Here is an 18209-nt window from a genome sequence, read left to right on the forward strand (position 1 = left end):
TTCTTCATTGGAGGGCTGCATGACACATTCCGCCGTACCTGGTTCGTTTCCCGGAAATCTGCCCGGTTTTGGGCCGGTGGCCGGAATGGCGCCGTCCCCCTCCGTCAGCCACCCGGGCCTCCCTGAGGCGCGCGCGGCCCTGCTTCCGCGACAAGGTCATTTCCTGAACGCACTGCTGGGCAGACGCCGAGGGGCACCGGCCGTGGAGACGCCAAGCGCCCGGACACCGGTCAAGGCCTCCACCGCGGCATTCCCGCCCTCCCGTCCGCCGGCATCACACGTGCATTCGTCGGCATCACCGGCGCAGTGGCACGCCCCCCAGGAGGTGGGCTCACAAGGCAAGGATTCCGAGTTCCACCGTCATTTCTCCCAGGAACGGCTCAACAGCATTGGCAAGCAACTGGGCAGTGCCCCCGTGATCCGATGGCTGCGTCTTCGTCAAAATCCCAATCAACCATCCTTTGAGCATCTGCTGGCCGCTGCGCGCAGGGTGTCCCACAGCGCCGTGGCCGACGCTTACCGCCCCGCCCGCACCTTGCAAATGCTGCTGCAGCGGTATGAGGAAACCCATGAAAAGCGATGGGCAAAATCGCTCCAGAAGGGTGGCACTGAAGCACAACGTGTTCGAGACAAGCAGGCGGTCATCCAAGAGATGCGCAGCAGCCTTGAGCATCTCTACAGCCAGCTGCAAGAGGCGGCCAACCCCTCCGGCGCCTCGCGGTCCACCCGTGCGACCGATTCCACCGCACGGCGCTTCGCCGCCGAGCAGCGTGCGGCCTTCCTCAGCCGGCACACCTCCCCGGCGCGCGCAGTGGCCGGCAGTTCCGAAGTGCGCCTGATCCAGCCCGGCCACCAGTCGGTGCTGTTTGCCTTCAAGCCTTTTGACGGTGAGTCGCCGCAGAACCTGCTGCCGCGCGGCGGTTCGGGCCTGCGGGAAAAGCTCTGTGATGACTTCAACCAGCGGGTGAGCGAAACCACCGGCCTGAACTTTGGTTTCCCGCACGTCAACATTGTCAGCAATCAGGGGCAACTCGGGGCGCTCATTGACGGCGTCCCCGGCCAGTGCATGGATGTGGATGCCATAAGTCAGCAAGTCGAACCCTCGGAAGAGGGGTTGGAACAGCTGCAACGGACCCGGGCGCTTTGGGCCCTGCAGGCCCAGCGTCTGGAGCCCACACAGTTGCAGCAGGCCATGCTGGCCAATCTGGCCATGGGCAATCTGGACATCAAATGGGGCAACCTGATGATTGACATCAAAGGCGGCGTGCGGCCCATCGATGGCGGCTCTGCCTTCCCCAATCGTCTGGCCCTGGCCCAAACCTGTCAGATGCAGCGGGTGCCCAACGCCCTTTGTTCGGATCCCTCCGGCACCAACCCGCTGCCCGCCGCCGACCTCCCCTTCGACCCCTGGCTACGCGAGCGTTTCCTGGCCATTGATGCTGACCAGATGCAGACGATGCTGATGGCGAAGCGTCAGCAGTTGCTGAGCGAACTCCCCAAGGACTTCTTCTTGCAGAACAAGGTGGGCAATGCCGATCTTGTGCTGGACGAGGCATCCGTTCAGGCCGGTGTTGATTCACTGCGGCGCACCCAGCAGATCCTGCGCGAAGACCCGGACTGCAGCATGCGCACACTCGCAGACCGCTACGCAGCGCGGCTGCAAGACAGTGTTCCCGCAGCGGATGTTCGGGCCTACGGTGAAGCTATGCAGCAGTTCAGCCCAACAGCCAAGCTGAATGCCTTCAGGCAGGCCTTTGAACGCGCGGCAGCAATAGAGGCTTCTTGATCGCCCCGATTCATTGGCAACATCAGTGGTCGCATCAGTGGCCGAGTCTGAGGCCAAGTCAGGAACCGATCCGGGTCGCCAGTTTGATGCCCAGCCACCAGGTCCTGGCGAGTGCTGGTTCGAAAAAACGGCCATTGCCGTCGTTCACGATCACGCTGCCCACATAACGGCGGTTGGTCAGGTTCTCCACCCGCGCAATCCAGGTCCAGCGATGGACGTCGGACTGGCCGCCCTGGCTGAAGCGCACATGCAGCAACCCATAACCCGGCGCGAAGTCGGTGTTGGTGTCATTCGCCGCCGTGCGCCGCACGCCGCGCCATTCCAGCGCGGCCTCGCCCCCGGTCCAGACCTCGGGTTTCCAGGCCAGTTCGGCCAAGGCGCTGCCGCCATGGGTACCGGCAATGCGCCGCCCCGCCGCCACGGGGGTGTTGGCTGCGGCGCATGGGGTGCCGGTACAGGTGAGAAAACCGTCGCGATAACGGGCCGCCAAGGTGCTCAAGGTACCGGTGGCCCGCCACTGCGCGTTCAGTTGCCATTGGCCCGACAGCTCCAAGCCACTTCGCTTTGTCCGGCCAACGTTTTGATAGCTGGAGCGGCCGCCGCTGTTGGTGAGGACCGCAATCTCATTGCGCGTGGTGATGTGGAAGGCCGTGGCATCCAGGGTCAAGAACGGCCCGCGCCACTTCAGGCCCACCTCCTGCTGCTCGCTTTTCTGCGGCTGCAGGTCGGAATTGAAGCCGGCGGTGCCATCGGCGCGATAGGCCAGTTCGTTCAGCGTGGGGGATTCAAAACCGCGACCGGCAGCCGCATGCAGCAGCAGCCCTTCCGTCAAGGCCCAACCCAGGCCCACGGCGGGGTTGGCATACCGATAACGCCGTGAGCCGGAGTCGTCCCCGTTGGAGAGATACCGGTCTTGCGCCGACATGCGCAGCTCACCGGCACGTAGCCCGAGGGTGCCGGTGAGCTGCGTGGTGAGCGCCCCGTCCCATTGCGCATAGGCTTCGCGGGCGCAGGCTTCGTTGTCCTCATCCCGTCGCAATGCCCCGGTGACTCCGAGTTGCTGCGCCGCTCCGGTGCCGATGAAGTTCTGATAGCCCTTGCGATCATCCCGCTGGCGCTCCACGTTGGCGCCGGTGGCCAGCGTCCCGCCCAGCAGACGCCATACCAGCCGGCCATCCACACCGTCATAACGACGATCCACATCCACGACGCCACCGCCGCTGCCCGCAGCCGCCTGGGCCCCCACCGTGATGGACTGCCATTGCGTCACGCTGCGCCAGCCGGTGTAGGCCGTCAGGCTGCTGCTGGCGAGCGGACCGGCGGCGTCATCAAAACGATGGGTCCAGCGCCCCCCGATCTGCGTTTGAGTCGCGGTCTTGCGGGTGTTGAACTGCAAGGCCTGTGGCGTGGTCTGGTCAGGGTCGGCCTGCCATTGCGCAGGGGTCAGGCCCAGCGAGTCCTGGGCGCGCTGGTTCAGGCTGTTGAGCAGCAGGGTCAAGCGGTCCGCCTCACCGGCCCAGGCCACCCGGGCGGTGCCCAGCGTGCGATGGGCCTCACTCTGCGGACGAAAGCCGTCCGTCTTGAATCCACTCACGCTGCCCTGCGCCTCCCAACCGTGGCCCAACGGCGCGCCCGCGCTGAGACGAGCCTGCCGCAGACCGTCCGCCCCGGCATCGAGATCCACGCCAACCGTGGCGGCCGTCACCGGTGCGGAGAACGCGGCAATCACGCCGCCGGAGCTGTTTCCATACAGCGCGGTGAACGGGCCGCGCACCACCTCCAGCCGCTGCGCAGACGCGAGGTCGAAGTGGGACACCTGCCCCTGGCCGTCCGGCATGGTGGCGGGAATGCCGTCGGTGTAGAGCCTCAGTCCCCGCACACCAAACGGTGCGCGAGCACCAAAGCCCCGCGAAGACAGTTGCAGGTCCTGCGCATAGTTCTGGCGATTGTTGGCGGTCATGCCCGGCACTCGTGCCAGCGCTTCAGACAGATTGACCATCGGGCCGGCGCGACGCAGGTCTTGCGCGTCCAGCACCGAAGCGGCATAGGGCACCGTGGCAAGAGCGCGCTCCGCAACGCTGCCGGTGATCACCACAGGCGGCAAGGATGTGGGGGCGGTGCCAGTGGTGGCAGTGGTGGCAGTGGTGGCAGTGGTGCCAGTGGTGGCAGTGGTGGCAGTGGTGGCAGTGGGAGCTTGGCCGGCTGTCGTGGACCTTGTTGGCGTGGTGGACGTGCTGCCACGTCCCTCGCCGGCCCATACCGATGCTTCGCTCCGCGCCAGGCATTCACCCAGTCCGCTCACACCAGCGAGGCCGTAGAGGCCCAACACGGCGACCAGCACCTGATGGTGACGCGGGCCATCGCCCTGCATCCATGCCGATCCGGCACCCTTGATTCTTGTCATGTACGCATTCTCCCAAAGCCACGAACAGCGTCGAACCGGATGGTGATCGCGGCGACCTGCCGGCCCCCACCCATGCAGGCCGAACCCGCAGTTGGCAAACGGCAGGCCCATGCAGCGCCGTGCATCCCAGTGCAGGCCCCGTGCAAGCCCGTGCAAGCCCGTGCAAGCGACGGTAGCCATGCGTGAAAGATGTCATTCACCACCCTCGCAGCGCCTCCCCCGCCCACGGCTTTTGACCAAAACGCACTCCCTCGGCGAACACCTGACGCCCGCCCGCTCACCCACGCGCAACCTTCACCGCTGCACCGCGCCTGCCATGGGCACGGTTCCCTACCATGCCGATCACAACGTCTCCACCCAACGCTGCCAGTTCCGCGTCCACCCAACGCGGCAACCCGCCGGCCCCTCTTCCGGTTGCGCACCCCGTCTCGCAACATGTCGGCCCACAGGTGAGCCCGCATGTCAGCCCACAGGTCTCCCCACCCTGGCCGTCCTGGGCCACGCGCCTGCATGCCCGCTGGCTGCGCACCTGCGAGCAGGTGGAAGCCGCCCTGGAGGATCTCCGCCGCGCTGTGCAGGCCGGTTGCTGCGCCCAGCCGGACAGGGACCTGATCCTGTTGGCGCTGGACCAGGCCTGCGACGACTTTCGCCTGTCCTTGAGCCATTGGCACCAGCGCTGGATCACCGCATTGCCGCTGTCCAGCGTCCAGAGCGCCGGCCAGGAAGCGCGACAGGCGCTGGCCCGCGACACGCGCCAGTGGCTGGTGGAGGAGGAGTTGATTGACCTGATCGACAGCAATGGCTTCCTCGAACTCCGGCTGAAGGACACCCTGCTGGACGCTTTGAAAGACATGGAGCCCATCCTGCACACCTTGCCGGGCTCCGAGCCGTTGAAGGCTTGAGCGGTTCACAGCTTGCCCGGCCCACCGCCGGAGGCTCCCCACCGCCACGGGCATCCCGTTTGCTCAGGCTGGTCCTGGTCCCTGTTGGCGTCCAGCTGCGCCGGTTCCGGCCAGTTGGCGCTACGGCCCACTCCATTGACCTTGCCATGACCGGAGCCACCATGCACAAGAACAATCGCCTGCCAACCGTCCGCCCCTTGGTGCTTGCCGCCGCACTGTGGGCCGTCACCCTCAGCCTCTCCACCGCCCAGGCGCTGGAAGCCCAGCCGGCCAATCCGCCGGGGTACGGCCCCAACCCCACGCTGCCTGAACCCAACAAGACCCTGGTACCCACCATCAACGTGGCCAAGGCGGTCGGCTGGTCTGGCCAGGCCCAGCCCCAGGCAGCCGCTGGCCTGACGGTGGTGCGTTTCGCCGACAAACTTGTCCATCCGCGTTGGTTGTATGTGCTGCCCAACGGCGACGTGCTGGTGGCGGAGACCAATGGCCCGGAGCGGCCCGATGACGGCAAGGGCCCCAAGGCCTGGGTGACCAAGCAGTTCCAGAAGAAGGCCGGCGCCACCGTGAAGAGCGCCAACCGCATCACCCTGTTGCGCGACACCAATGGCGACGGTGTGGCCGACCAGCGCTTTGTTTTCGCCGAAGGCCTCAACTCCCCGTTTGGCATGGCCCTGATCGGTGATCAGTTCTATGTGGCCAATACCGATGCCGTTGTGCGTTTCCCCTATCGCGAAGGCCAGACCCGGTTGGCCGGCCCGCCGACGAAGCTGGCTGATCTACCGGGTGGCCGCATCAACCACCACTGGACCAAGAGCCTGATTGCCAATGCCGACGGCACCAAGCTTTATGCAGGCATCGGCTCCAACAGCAATGTGGCCGAAAACGGCATGGAGGCCGAGCAGGAGCGCGCTGCCATTCTGGAGGTCGACGTGAAGTCCGGTGCCAGCCGTGTGTTTGCCAGCGGCCTGCGCAATCCCGTGGGCCTGGCCTGGGAGCCGACCAGCAAGGCGCTGTGGGTAGCGGTGAACGAGCGTGACGAACTCGGCGACGATCTGGTGCCGGACTACATCACCTCGGTGCAGGAAAACGGCTTCTATGGCTGGCCGTACAGCTACTACGGCAAGCATGTCGACAACCGGGTGTCGCCGCCGCGGCCGGATCTGGTGGACAAGGCCATCGTCCCCGACTTCGCCGTCGGCGCGCACACCGCCTCGTTGGGCCTGGCTGCCAGTGACGGCAACAAGCTCTCGCAGGCCTATGCCCACGGCATGTTCATTGGTCAGCACGGGTCCTGGAACCGCAAGAACCCAGCGGGCTACAAGGTGGTGTTTGTGCCCTTTGTCGGCGCCAAACCCAGCGGCATGCCGCTGGATGTGCTGACCGGCTTCCTGGATGCCAAGGGCCAGGCCCAGGGCCGCCCGGTCGGCGTGGCACTGGACAAGCAAGGCGCTCTGCTGGTGGCCGATGATGTCGGCAACGTGATCTGGAAGGTTCAGGCGCGCTGATCCACGCTGTGGGGGCCATGACCTGAGGATCTTCAGACCCGGACGGGCTGCTCAACGGCCCGTTGTTGCAATAGCCGGAGGGCAGCGTGGCGATGATGGATGCGGGGCCTGTCCATCAGGCGGCACCCTCGCGGGGCCACACCTGCAGCGGGGTGTTAATGCCGCGTAATGCCGCGTAGTGCCGCGTAGTGCCGCGTAGTGCCGCGTAATGCCGCGTAATGCCGCGTGCGCTTGCGCTTGCTCGGCACCTTGGCACCCGCTTCACGCGCCTTGGCCAGGCCGATGGCAATGGCCTGCTTGCGGAGGGTCACCGTCTTGCCACTTTTACCGCTTTTGAGTTCCTGTTGCTTCTCCTCGTGAAGCGCCTGACCCACTTCTTCCTGGACCTTCTTGCCGTACTTGGTGCTCATGGTCATCTCCGGTCGTGATGCCGGGGAGGCGGCAACCCGGGTGCCAGGGGAGTGAGGCCCTCCACGGCCCTGCGTTTGTTGCGGCACGAGGCTTGCCATCGGAAGACGACACGCACGTTCGTCCCCCTGCACGACCCGTTCGTCCTTCCCCACCTCCCGGCCCGTCCGGACCCATCCGCCAAGACGAGGAACTCCATGCCCACCAAGAAACCCGACGCTTCGGCCACGTCCGAGGCCAAGGCGACCGCCGCCAAAGCCGCGACCCATGCCGCGACCAAGACCACAACAAAGACCCCCACAAAGGCCGCTGCCAAGTCCGCTGCCAGCACCACGGCTTCGCGCACTGCTCAGCCGGCCACCCGCAGCAGCGCCGCCTCCTCCACGGGCACCCTCCCCCCAGGGCCACCCAATGAGGGCCTGGGATCGGCCATGAGCACCATTGCCGGCCCGGCACGCAGCGAGCTGGTGACCAGCGCTGCGGCCACCGAGTCGCAAGTGCGTCTGGCCCGCAAGATGAGCGGCACGGAATCCGTGGCCGCCGCCATTCCTTCCAATGCCCACAAAGCCGCCGAACACGGCCGCGACAACGCCTTGCAGCCGCCACAAGGCACCTCGGTCGACAGCCCGGACGATCTGGTGTCCGGCAGCACCGTCACGGAGGACTTCGCTTCGGACAAGCTCGGCGAAGGCATGCCCGAGCTGGGCTACAACCCGACCAATGAAGCGCTGGACCGTGTCCGTGTGGACGCCACCGGCCAGGCCCTGACGACCAACCAAGGCGTCCGGGTGGCTGACAACCAGAACTCGCTCAAGGCTGGCCTGCGGGGCCCGACGCTCATGGAGGACTTCATCCTCCGCGAGAAGATCACCCACTTCGACCATGAGCGCATTCCCGAGCGGGTGGTCCATGCCCGCGGCTCGGCGGCTCATGGCTACTTCGAGTGCTACGACGCGCTGGAGGACCTGACGGTTGCAGCGCCTTTCACGGCGGCGGGCAAACGTACACCGGTGTTTGTGCGCTTCTCCACCGTGGCCGGTGAGCGGGGCTCGACCGACACCGCCCGCGACGTGCGCGGCTTTGCAGTCAAGTTCTATACCGACGAGGGCAACTGGGATCTGGTCGGCAACAACATCCCGGTGTTCTTCATCCAGGACGCCATGAAGTTTCCGGACCTGATCCATGCGGTCAAGCCGGAACCGCACCATGGCATGCCACAGGCGGCCAGCGCGCACGACACCTTCTGGGACTTCGTTTCGCTGATGCCAGAATCCGCCCACATGCTGATGTGGGCCATGTCCGACCGGGCCATTCCCCGCAGCTATCGGATGATGCAGGGCTTTGGCGTGCACACCTTCCGGCTGATCAATGCCCGCGGTGAGGCCCATTTGGTGAAGTTCCACTGGACGCCCAAGGCCGGCACTCATTCGCTGGTGTGGGATGAAGCGGTGAAGATCTCCGGCGCGGACTCCGATTTCCATCGCCGCGATCTGTGGGAAGCCATCGAGGCCGGCAACGCTCCTGAATGGGAACTGGCCCTGCAGGTCTTCACCGAAGAGCAGGCCGAGCATTGGTCGTTCGACATCCTGGATGCGACCAAGCTGGTGCCGGAAGAACTGGTGCCGCTGCGGCCCGTAGGCCGCATGGTGCTGACGCGTAATCCGGACAATTTCTTTGCCGAAACCGAACAGGTGGCGTTCTGCACGGCCCACATCATTCCCGGCATCGATTTCACCAACGACCCGCTGCTGGCGGGCCGCCTCCATTCCTATGTGGACACGCAGATCACGCGTCTGGGTGGCGCCAACTTCCACGAGATCCCCATCAATGCACCGGTGGCGCAGGTCCACAACAACCAGCGTGACGGTCTGCACCGCCAGGCGATTGCCCGCGGTCGGGTCGCTTATGAGCCCAATTCCCTGGGCGGTGGCTGCCCGTTCCAGGCAGGCGCCAGCGGCTTCGTCTCTTATCCCAAGGCCATCCAGGGCGAAGCATTACGCGGCAAGCCGGAGCGTTTTGCGGAGCACTATGCGCAGGCACAGTTGTTCTGGAACAGCCAGAGCGAACCGGAGCAGAACCACATCGTGGCGGCCTACCGTTTCGAGCTGACCCGAGTGCAGACACCGGCCATCCGTCAGCGGGTGCTGGCCCTGCTGGCCCGGGTGGACGCCACACTGGCGCAGCGGGTGGCCGAAGGGCTGGGCATGGAGGTGCCGGCACCGCTGCCAGACCTGGCACCCGGCACCGGGGCGGGCGCGGGCGTAGAAGGGTCGGTGCAGCCACCGGAAGTGACGAAGTCCGCCGCGCTCTCGCTGCTGGCGCGGCCCGGGGATGGCGCGCTGAATGGCCGCCGCGTGGCGTTGCTGGTCCACCAGGGCGTCGACGGCACGGCCGTTCGCGCCGTGCATACGGCGGTGCTGGACGCCGGGGGGGTGCCGCGACTGATCGCTCATCGTCTGGGGGATGTGCAACCGGCCAGCGGCGACCCGATGCAGATCGAAATCACGCTGGAAACCGCACCCGGCGCGCTGTGGGATGCCGTGGTGCTGCCGGATGAATCGCCGGACCGGCCGAATCTGGCCATGTCCGGCCAGGCGGTGAGCTTCGTGCAGGACCTGTACCGGCATTGCAAACCCATCCTGGTGTTGGGGGGCCGCAGTGCTCTGCTGCAGGCGGCGGGTGTGCCAGCTTCTGCCGATGAGGCCGAGCACGATCCGACGCTGTTCTTTGCCGGCCCGGTGCCGGAAGAAGATCGGGATCCGGTGGGCGCGCCCACCAGCATGTCGAAGGACAGCGACACGGCGGGGGCGATCAGCCGCTTCGTTGCGGCCATCGGTCAGCACCGTCCATTCGAGCGGGAGACGGATCCGCCGCTGGTCTGATCGCCTGGGCCGATCAACAAAAGCGCCGGCCGCATGACTGTGCGGCCGGCGCTTTTTTGTCTGGCATCGGGCGAGAGATCTGGAGACCGCACACAGATGCGGAGGCGGGGGGCCCTTCATCGGTAATCTCACGCCCGTCTTCAGTCACCCACGGTGTCGAGTGCTGGTTCATTTCTCTTGCAGTCCCCTGCGCCTGACCGCCTGCTTGGTTCTTGGCGCCTCTCTCGGCGCCCTCCCCGGCCTTGTCATGGCCGACAGCTCCCGTCCGATGGCGCGGGACCTGCATCGGGCCCTGGAACGCGCCCTGGGCACGGACACGTCGACGTCGGCAGCCAGCCGGCGCACGGCGGACCTTCCCCCGGTGGCCACCGGCTTCCAGTCCTGCAGCGCCCATTTCTATCGTGGTTCCCCCCCCGTGCTGGACATGCCCAAGGCGGCCGCCACCTACGGCCCGCTGCGCGCCCTCTGTTACGACCAGTTCGCGGTGTTGCATGCTGGAGCGCTCAAGGGCCCGCTGTTTTCGGCAGAGCGGCTGAACGCGGAAGCATTGCGCGAGGGGGCGTCCGTGAAGCGGCCCGATGGCCGCAAGGCCTTCTTTGCGGATGCCCGGCTGCCCGCCCGCGAGCGGGCGCAGTTGGAGGACTATGCGGGCGAGTCCCGCTTGCCCAAGGAAGAACGCCACGACCGTGGGCATCTCACGCCAGCGCGGGACATGCGCGATGACCGCGCCATGGCTCAATCGTTCTCTCTGGCCAATGTCGTGCCGCAGAACTCGATCAACAACCAACAGGCCTGGAACAAGATCGAGAAGGACACACGCGCCTACGTGATGCGCGCCAGCGGCACGGTGACCATCATCACCGGCGCCTACTATGCCGCCAGTCCGGCGCGGCTGGGGGGTGACGGGCCCGCCATTCCGAGCGCTCTCTACAAGCTGGTACACGACGACAGTACCGGGCGCAGCTGGGCCCATTGGCTGCCCAATACGGCCACTGCGCGAATCGAACGTCCGATCAGCTATGACGAACTGGTCAAGCGCACCGGCATTCGGTTCCTGCCAACGAACGGGTGACAGCAGCGAGCTGGTAGCTGGTAGCTGGTAGCTGGTAGCTGGTGGCTGGTGGCTGGTGGCTGGTGGCTGGTAGCTGGTAGCTGGTAGCTGGTGGCTGAGTGTCCTGTCAGGACAGTCGCCGCAGCGCCTGCACCAGCACTTCCTGCGGCGCCAGCTCGTCCTGCCACTGGCGCTGGAGGTCCTCCCGGCGCCGGAGAAGCCGGCTGGCGAGCTGCAGCCAGTCCACCGACGAGGCAGAGGTGAGGCGGGGCAAGATGCCCTGCTCCACCTCCTGCACATGGTGGTCCACATAGCGGCTCAACACGCCGACCAAGGGAGCAAATTGCGGATCCTCGGCCTCCATGCGGAGCAGTTGCGACATCAAAATGCGCACCACCAGGTGTTCCACCTCGGCCTCGTGGATCAGCCTCCGCTCCGCATCGCCCACTTCCGGGCAAGCTCGGACGACCGGATACAACAGCTCCTCTTCCAGCGTGGCGTGCAGCGTCAGCAAGGCGCAGGTGCGACGGACCAGCGCCTCGCACGCGGCGTCTTCACCGCTGGCGCGCAGCCGTTCGAACTGCCGGAAGGCCAGCAGCGCCTGCTGATGGTCGTGCATCAACAGGGCCACCACCTCATCTCGTGCATGGCCGTCCGCCTGCAAGCTGCCGTGCTGGAACACATGGCTCATGGCGGGCACTCCGTCACCGCATGAGGATGACCGCGCTGCGACATGCGGCTAGGCGAGCCGTAGTCGTCGTGATAGCGCTTGGGGCCGCCAGGATGGACGCCCGGGTCATCCTCGGGCGCATGAGGCGGGCCGCCATCGTTCTCGTCGGTCTCGCGGGAAGGATCCGGCGTCCGGGGCACGCTCCCGGACCGGCTGGGGGGGGCCGCAGGCTTGTCGCTGCCGGGGTCGCGGTCGCGGTCGGGGCCGGAAGCCGACACAAACCCGGGCATCGCCTCGGGCATCGGCGGCACCCAAAGGTGCTCCCATGAAGGTTCCACTGCGGCGTCTGGAGACGGTCGCAGTTCCTGCATGCCCTCGACCATGCCAACAATGTGCATGCGGCCAGTCGCCGGGTCGCGCCAGCGGAAGCGCCGGTCCCGCACCTGGTAGAGGTGCAGGTCGGCCCCGAGCATGCGGTATTCGCGCAGGTCTTCACCGCCCTGGGGCACAGGGGCGGCACAGAAGGGGCGCGGCAAGGCGGCAGCGTCGGCCGGCAGGACGGCATGGTTCCACTGCAGCGGGTCTTCCAGCAAGGCGCCGGGCGTCATGCCCAACACCGAACTCACGGCCTCACTGACATGCAGCAGGCGCTCGTCCGCCGCATCGGCGCACCAGAACAGCCGCCAGGGGGTGTTGAAGGACTTGTCTTGCATGGTCAAAGTCTCCTTGGGCCGTGTCCGGCAAATGAGGTGCCACGCACCAGAGCCCCCGTATCCGAGGTCCTTGACACTGCTTCGTGCGTCGGGGGGCCTCCCCGCCAATGGCGTTTCGTGGCCCATTGCTTGTCCTTGTGATCCTGGCTGCTGGTGCCTCTCACGCTGCAGGTCCTGGGTGGTCTTGCTGCTCCGGCGTGGCTCCTTTCAAAGGGCTCGGAACAACCGGAGGTTCCGGATCTCCCTCGGCACGCTGCGCACCGGGCGCGCCGCTTGCAGGACCAGCTCCACCACTTCGAGGATCACCCCATGACGCCTTGCATCACCCGCCCCGGGCCGTGGCTCGCCCAGAGCATTCCTCCGTCCCCGCCCTTCCCGGACGAAGTCCCCAGCGTGCCGCCGCCACCGCACGGGCCGCCAACCGCCCCCGAACCCGGACCGCCAGAGATCATTGATCCGCCGCTGCCGGAGAACCCGGTCCCTGTGCGGGAGCCGCCCTACATGCCGCCGCCCACGGCGCTTCAGTGATGTGACAGGGACCCTGAGCGCCGCTGTGGCGTTCGGCATCCGACTTTCTCAGCAGTTGTCCTTGGCACGGTGATTGCCGTAGACGGGGGGGTTCCCCTCCGTCACGGATCACAGGAGTTGCCTTTGAAGGGATTGCTGCTAGGGGCCGCGCGTCGCGCCGCCACTGAAGGACTGTTGGCCAGCCTGCTGTCGGGGTTTGCCTTGCTACGAGGCAGCCGCAGCGACCATGCTCACCGCGTGGACGCGTTGACCGGCGCTGCGCAATACCGCATTGGCCGGCCGCCGTGGTCATCACGGGCCCGCACGCTGGCCTTTCACATCGCAACGTCCGTGTTGTGGGGCGCGTTGTATGACCGCATCCGCAGTCGTCGTTCCACCCCGGACCGCTGGAATGCCTGCACCGACGCACTGCTGCTGACCGCAGTGTCCGCCGGCCTGGATGAAGTGGTGCGCCCGCGCCGCCTCACACCCGCCGCGGACCGCGCCGCCGAAGCGTGCAGCAAGTGGCTGCTGTACGGCGGCTTTGCTGCGGGCCTCGCAGCCGGTGGCCTGCTGGCACTGCGGCGCAATTCCCCCACCGCTGAAGACACCCACACCACCGGGCGCCCCCCGCACCGACCGTGGTTACCGCGACGGTCCCGGAGCGCTGAATGAAATCCATCCATCTGCAGATCCGTTTCCTGGTCCCATTGATGGTGACGCTGACGCTGGCCGCGTTGCTGGCGTTACCCTTGCTGGACCGCATGACGCTGCGCTGGTTCTCACGCGACCTCAGCGCGCGCGGCGCGATGGTCGCCAAGACCCTGTCCCTGGCCATTTCCGACATCGAACCCAATGCCAAGCTGGATCGGCTGCGCGGCCTGCTGGAGCGTGGTGTGCTGGACGAGCGCCTGGTGGGCATTGCGCTGTGCAGCGCCACCAATGAACAGATTCTGAGCACCAAGGGATTCCCGGGTTCCCTGACCTGCCAGGAGGCGCGCACCATGGCCCGCCAGCAGGACCCACGCTTGGAGCTGTCCAGCGGGGCGGTCCACATCGGCGACTTCCCGGTCAATGCCCAGCAGGCGGATTCCGACCGCCTGGTGCTGCTGCACGACCTGAGCCTGCCGGACCGCCGCAGTATCGACACACGGCGCTACATGATCATCTTCATCACGGTGCTGGGTCTGGCCGTGGCCGGCATCACCATGGTGGTGGCTCAACTGAGCTGGCGCGGATGGGTGTCTGGCATGCGGGCCATCCTTCGGGGTGAGGGCCTGGTGCGCCCGCTGCTGCCAGGCGGCGGGGCCGGGGGGGCTGGTGATTCGCCGCCACCGGAGCTTCAGCCGCTGGAGGTGGAAATCCGCCAGCATCTGCGGGAACTGGAGGACAACCTCTATCGCGAACACGGCCCGCTCACCCCCTGGGACCCGGAACGGCTGCGTAGCCTGCTGCGGACCCAGTTGCGGGGGGACCAGGTGATCGTGGTGTCCAACCGCGAGCCTTACATCCATCTGCGCGGCGACAAGGGCATCACGGTGAGCCGCCCGGCCAGTGGCCTGGTGACCGCCGTGGAGCCGGTGATGCGCGCCTGCTCGGGGACCTGGATTGCTCACGGCAGCGGTAGCGCAGACCGCGACACCGTTGATGAACACGACCGCGTGGCGGTGCCCCCCGACACCAAGGACTATGTCCTGCGCCGCATCTGGCTGACCGATGAAGAGGAACAGGGCTATTACCAGGGCTTTGCCAATGAAGGTCTCTGGCCCTTGTGCCACGTGGCCCACGTGCGGCCGGTGTTCCGGGAATCCGATTGGGCGCAATACCGCGCGGTGAATCAGCGCTTTGCCGATGCCGTGGTGGCCGAAGCCCGCAGCGACGACCCGGTGGTGCTGGTGCAGGACTATCACTTCGCCCTGCTGCCCGCCATGGTGCGCGAGAAGCTGCCCAAGGCCACCATCATCACCTTCTGGCACATCCCATGGCCGAACCCGGAATCCTTCGGCATCTGCCCGTGGCGGCGCGAGCTGCTGCAGGGCATGCTCGGCAGCACCATCCTGGGGTTCCACACCCGTTTCCACTGCAAGAACTTCACGGAGACGGTGGACCGATATCTGGAAGCTCGGATCGAGCATGAGCATTCGACCATCAGCTATCAGGGTGAGCCAACGCTGGTGCAGAGTTATCCGATCTCGATTGCCTGGCCCACTGATGACGAACGCATGACCTGGCCTGCGCCTTCCCAAGCGCGCCGCGCAGTCATCGAGCGCCTGGGCTTGACCCACGACGCCTGCATCGCTGTGGGAGTGGACCGGTTCGACTACACCAAGGGAATTCTGGAACGCCTGCATGCCGTGGAGCGTCTGCTGGAGAAGTATCCGCAGTGGCAAGGCCGTTTCGTGCTGGTGCAGGTGGCGGCCCCCACCCGCAATGCGCTGGAGGAATACCGTGAGTTCCAGGACCGCATTCACCGCGTGACCGACCGCATCAATCAGCGTTTCGGATCCGACCGCTATCAGCCGGTCCGTCTGCTGGCGGAGCATCACGACCATGCCGCCCTGATGGAGCTGTACCGGGCGGCCGATATGTGCGTGGTCACCAGCCTGCACGACGGCATGAATCTGGTGTGCAAGGAGTTCATTGCCGCGCGTGATGATGAGCAAGGCGTGCTGATCCTCAGCCGCTTTGCCGGTGCGGCCAGGGAATTGCCAGAAGCGTTGGTGATCAACCCCTATCACGTGGAAGAAACCACCGATGCATTACACCGTGCAGCCACGATGCCGCCGCAGGAGCAGCGCGAACGCATGGCCAGCCTGCGCATGACGGTACGGGAGTTCAATGTCTATCGTTGGGCGGGCCGCATGCTGGCCGATGCCGGGCAATGGCGCCTGCGGGAACGCATCACGCGGCGCGTGCAGCGACGTGCCCGCGAAGGGGCGGAGGCCATCAGCTCATGACACCCCAGAAGCATCTCCTGGGCCCCGAAGGCCGACAGGCCCTGAACCGGCTGGTGCGCGAACGCCCGCTGCTGGCCTTTGATTTTGATGGCACGTTGGCCCCCATCGTCATGCATCCGGACGAGGCCCGGGTCCCGCCGGAGATGGTGCCCCTGCTCAACGAGCTGTCGAAGCAACTGCCGCTGGTGATCATCACCGGCCGCCAGGTGGAGGACGTGCGCGCCCGGTTGGGCTTCACACCGACACACATCGTTGGCAACCACGGCGCCGAGGACCAGATCCAGGGGCCGCATGCAGACGTGGTGGCCGCATTGGCTCCGTTTCGGGCGCGAGTGGATGAGCGGCGTATGCGGCTGTCTGCGGCGGGTGTGTTCATCGAGGACAAAGGTGCCTCCATGGCCCTCCACGATCGGCTGGCGCCGGACCCGCAAGTGGCCCGTGCCCTCATCGACGAACTGGTGGCCCAGCTTCCGCCGCGCTTGCTCACCGAGCCGGGCAAGCGCGTGGTGAATGTGCTGGTGGAGGGCGCGCCGGACAAGGGCGACGCGATGCATCGACTGATGGACCACTACGGCTGCCGCACCGGCTTTTATGCCGGCGACGACACCAATGACGAACCGGTGTTCGAGCGTGCCGGCCATGACTGGGTCACCGTGCGTGTGGGCCCCCGCCTGGACAACAGTCATGCCCGCTATTTCCTGCAGGAGCAGGCGGACATGCGCGACGCCTTGCGGGAGATGGCACAGGCGCTGCAGGCGAGACGGTCTTGACCGGGGCTGATCGGCGGGAGCTGATCGGCGGGTGCACTGCGCCCGTGCCGCCAAGGTGCAGCCGTCGTTCCGCCCTAGTGCCGCAGTTCAGTGCTGGTCTGGTAATCCCTGCATGACGGCTGCGGGTGGAAGAGTCGCAGCGGCGGTGGCAGTTGTCGAAGCAGTGGCGCTAGCGACGGGCGCCGACGATCCCCCCCCCGTCTCCCGCCGGCGATAGAACTGCGTCAAAGCCGAGACCTGCGCCTCCATGCTGCCGAGACACGCTTGGGCTTGGGCCTGGGATTTCGCCAACTTGAAGTCATGAGCATATTGATCGAACCGCTCCAGAACACGGGTTTTGAAACCCATGTGATCCTGCATCGTCCTGTACGGTTGCAACTGCTGCTGGAGCATGCCCCATGAGAACACCTGCGGGACGATTGAATCCCACTGCTTGCGCTCGGCTTGCTCGATCTGGTGAAGTGTGGCTCGCGCCAGCTCCGTCGCCTGATTCAGAGCGTGAACAGCGCCATCAAGATCCCCCTCATCGCCGAGGCGGTTGGCCTTTCTGCGCAGTTGATCCACGTCCATCTCGCGTGCGCCGAGCGCAGTGTGCAAGTGCGGCAGGAGCGACAGTTTCGCTCTCAAGCGGATGGAGTCGTCGTAACAGTTCTTCGCCCCCAGTGTCAGCGCTCGGGTCTTGTCCAAGATCCCTTTTGCGTAACGCAGTGCCTCAAGGTCTTGCGGCTGCAGCGAATTACGTCCCGAAGGCCCATGTTTGCTGAGCAATTCCAGCGTCAATTGCAAGTGCTCCTGGACCGCTGGTCGAACATCCGTCGGGAGCGGTTGATCCTTGAACGCGCGCACGAGGCGCTGAAAGTCTTGCCCGTTGCTGGCGCGCGCAATAGGGTCTTCAGCAGCTGGGGACGCCTCGCCGGCCTGGGGAGGCATCCAATTGCCAAGGGGGCCCATCACCTGGGTCGTCAGTTGATGCATCCGTTCGACGTTCCCCTCGGGCGGCATGGCCGTCAGGATCTCCACCAGCTGCTTCTTCTGATCATCGGTCCCCTGCCTGTTGCATCGCACAACAGCCGCAGCCACCTCCAACAACTTTCTCCCATTTTCCGCATGCCTTTCACTGCCAGGTCGCTGAATCTCGAAGAGGTTGTAGGCGCTGTTCAAGTGAAGGCGGGCCGTACCCAGGCAGATCTGCAGGATGCGGTCCAGCGACGGATGGACCAGCGGCGCGGTCAGGTTCCAGTCGAACTGATCCAGCCAGTGGCCGCTCAGCGCGCTCATCGCCTGCCAGGCCCCCTTCAAGGCGGCCACCTCGCGCTGGGTTTTCAGGAGATATTCACGCCATTCCTGAGTGCTGGGAACGCCACAGAGGGCGGCTTTCTCCACCGAACTTCGAATACCTTTCCATTCCTCCACGGTGGCACCCCGGGTGTGCCATTGGTCCAGGGTGTTCATGATCTCCAGCGCAGTCATGAAGAAGTTCCAGGGCTTTTCCAGTTCCCGCAGAGCCGCTTTGTTGTCAAGAGACAGCTTCGCGGCCTTGTCCGATTGGGCGGCTTTCTCTGCACCAGCACTCGCATGGTCTTCGGCCTCATCCATGTCTTCCAGGGGGCTGTAGCCTGATCGGTGGGACTTGAAAATATTGAACATCGGGGCA

At 65.9% G+C, this 18209-nt stretch carries 15 protein-coding genes; 9 read left to right on the forward strand and 6 right to left on the reverse strand.

Features of this window, described 5'->3' with window-relative positions:
- Positions 1-331 precede the first annotated feature (331 nt).
- The gene (locus OU995_RS21660) at positions 332-673 is read right to left on the reverse strand and encodes a hypothetical protein (protein WP_267832199.1); all 342 of its coding nucleotides are present in this window, start codon (positions 671-673) and stop codon (positions 332-334) included.
- Here OU995_RS21660 and OU995_RS21665 point away from each other — a divergent pair.
- Complete coding sequence (locus OU995_RS21665; protein ID WP_267832200.1) at positions 653-1786, forward strand: hypothetical protein; 1134 nt, start codon at positions 653-655, stop codon at positions 1784-1786. The two genes, OU995_RS21660 and OU995_RS21665, sit on opposite strands and share 21 nt — an antisense overlap.
- Before the next feature lie 58 nt (positions 1787-1844).
- Here the strand turns inward: OU995_RS21665 and OU995_RS21670 are convergent, their stop codons facing one another.
- Positions 1845-4190, reverse strand: a complete 2346-nt coding sequence (locus tag OU995_RS21670; RefSeq protein WP_267832201.1) for a TonB-dependent receptor family protein — start codon at positions 4188-4190, stop codon at positions 1845-1847.
- 449 nt (positions 4191-4639) lie between these two features.
- Between OU995_RS21670 and OU995_RS21675 the strand changes: the two genes are divergently transcribed.
- Both OU995_RS21675 and OU995_RS21680 read left to right on the forward strand, forming a co-directional pair.
- Entirely contained in the window at positions 4640-5092 is a 453-nt protein-coding gene (locus tag OU995_RS21675; protein ID WP_267832202.1) for a hypothetical protein, read from the forward strand.
- Positions 5093-5253: 161 nt separating this feature from the next.
- Entirely contained in the window at positions 5254-6597 is a 1344-nt protein-coding gene (locus OU995_RS21680) for a PQQ-dependent sugar dehydrogenase (RefSeq protein ID WP_267832203.1), read from the forward strand.
- 155 nt (positions 6598-6752) lie between these two features.
- Here OU995_RS21680 and OU995_RS21685 read toward each other — a convergent pair whose 3' ends face one another.
- Positions 6753-7007: a DUF6496 domain-containing protein gene (locus OU995_RS21685; protein ID WP_267832204.1), complete on the reverse strand. Its 255-nt coding sequence runs from the start codon at positions 7005-7007 to the stop codon at positions 6753-6755.
- 429 nt (positions 7008-7436) lie between these two features.
- On the opposite strand from OU995_RS21685, the gene OU995_RS21690 reads away from it, so the two are divergent.
- Together OU995_RS21690 and OU995_RS21695 are read left to right on the forward strand one after the other, a co-directional pair.
- Positions 7437-9887 carry a catalase gene (locus OU995_RS21690; protein ID WP_267836332.1) on the forward strand — a complete coding sequence of 817 codons (2451 nt, stop codon included), beginning with the start codon at positions 7437-7439 and terminating at the stop codon, positions 9885-9887.
- A gap of 247 nt (positions 9888-10134) precedes the next feature.
- Entirely contained in the window at positions 10135-10959 is an 825-nt protein-coding gene (locus OU995_RS21695) for a DNA/RNA non-specific endonuclease (protein WP_267832205.1), read from the forward strand.
- A gap of 106 nt (positions 10960-11065) precedes the next feature.
- Here OU995_RS21695 and OU995_RS21700 read toward each other — a convergent pair whose 3' ends face one another.
- Positions 11066-11629 carry a hemerythrin domain-containing protein gene (locus tag OU995_RS21700; protein ID WP_267832207.1) on the reverse strand — a complete coding sequence of 188 codons (564 nt, stop codon included), beginning with the start codon at positions 11627-11629 and terminating at the stop codon, positions 11066-11068.
- The gene (locus tag OU995_RS21705) at positions 11626-12321 is read right to left on the reverse strand and encodes a hypothetical protein (RefSeq protein WP_267832209.1); all 696 of its coding nucleotides are present in this window, start codon (positions 12319-12321) and stop codon (positions 11626-11628) included. Before OU995_RS21705 ends, OU995_RS21700 begins: the two co-directional genes overlap by 4 nt.
- Before the next feature lie 309 nt (positions 12322-12630).
- On the opposite strand from OU995_RS21705, the gene OU995_RS21710 reads away from it, so the two are divergent.
- The 4 genes from OU995_RS21710 to otsB all read left to right on the forward strand — a co-directional run bounded on the left by OU995_RS21710 (position 12631) and on the right by otsB (position 16555).
- The gene (locus tag OU995_RS21710) at positions 12631-12849 is read left to right on the forward strand and encodes a hypothetical protein (protein WP_267832210.1); all 219 of its coding nucleotides are present in this window, start codon (positions 12631-12633) and stop codon (positions 12847-12849) included.
- A 123-nt stretch (positions 12850-12972) separates the two neighbouring features.
- Positions 12973-13503, forward strand: a complete 531-nt coding sequence (locus OU995_RS21715; protein ID WP_267832211.1) for a hypothetical protein — start codon at positions 12973-12975, stop codon at positions 13501-13503.
- Positions 13500-15785 carry an alpha,alpha-trehalose-phosphate synthase (UDP-forming) gene (locus tag OU995_RS21720; protein ID WP_267832212.1) on the forward strand — a complete coding sequence of 762 codons (2286 nt, stop codon included), beginning with the start codon at positions 13500-13502 and terminating at the stop codon, positions 15783-15785. The genes OU995_RS21715 and OU995_RS21720 overlap by 4 nt, the downstream gene beginning before the upstream one ends.
- Positions 15782-16555 carry a trehalose-phosphatase gene (gene otsB / locus OU995_RS21725; RefSeq protein ID WP_267832213.1) on the forward strand — a complete coding sequence of 258 codons (774 nt, stop codon included), beginning with the start codon at positions 15782-15784 and terminating at the stop codon, positions 16553-16555. Before OU995_RS21720 ends, otsB begins: the two co-directional genes overlap by 4 nt.
- 87 nt (positions 16556-16642) lie before the next feature.
- Here otsB and OU995_RS21730 read toward each other — a convergent pair whose 3' ends face one another.
- Entirely contained in the window at positions 16643-18202 is a 1560-nt protein-coding gene (locus tag OU995_RS21730; protein WP_267832214.1) for a hypothetical protein, read from the reverse strand.
- Positions 18203-18209: the final 7 nt, after the last annotated feature.

It is taken from the genome of Roseateles sp. SL47 (genome assembly GCF_026625885.1).
In the GTDB taxonomy this organism is placed as follows: domain Bacteria; phylum Pseudomonadota; class Gammaproteobacteria; order Burkholderiales; family Burkholderiaceae_C; genus Roseateles.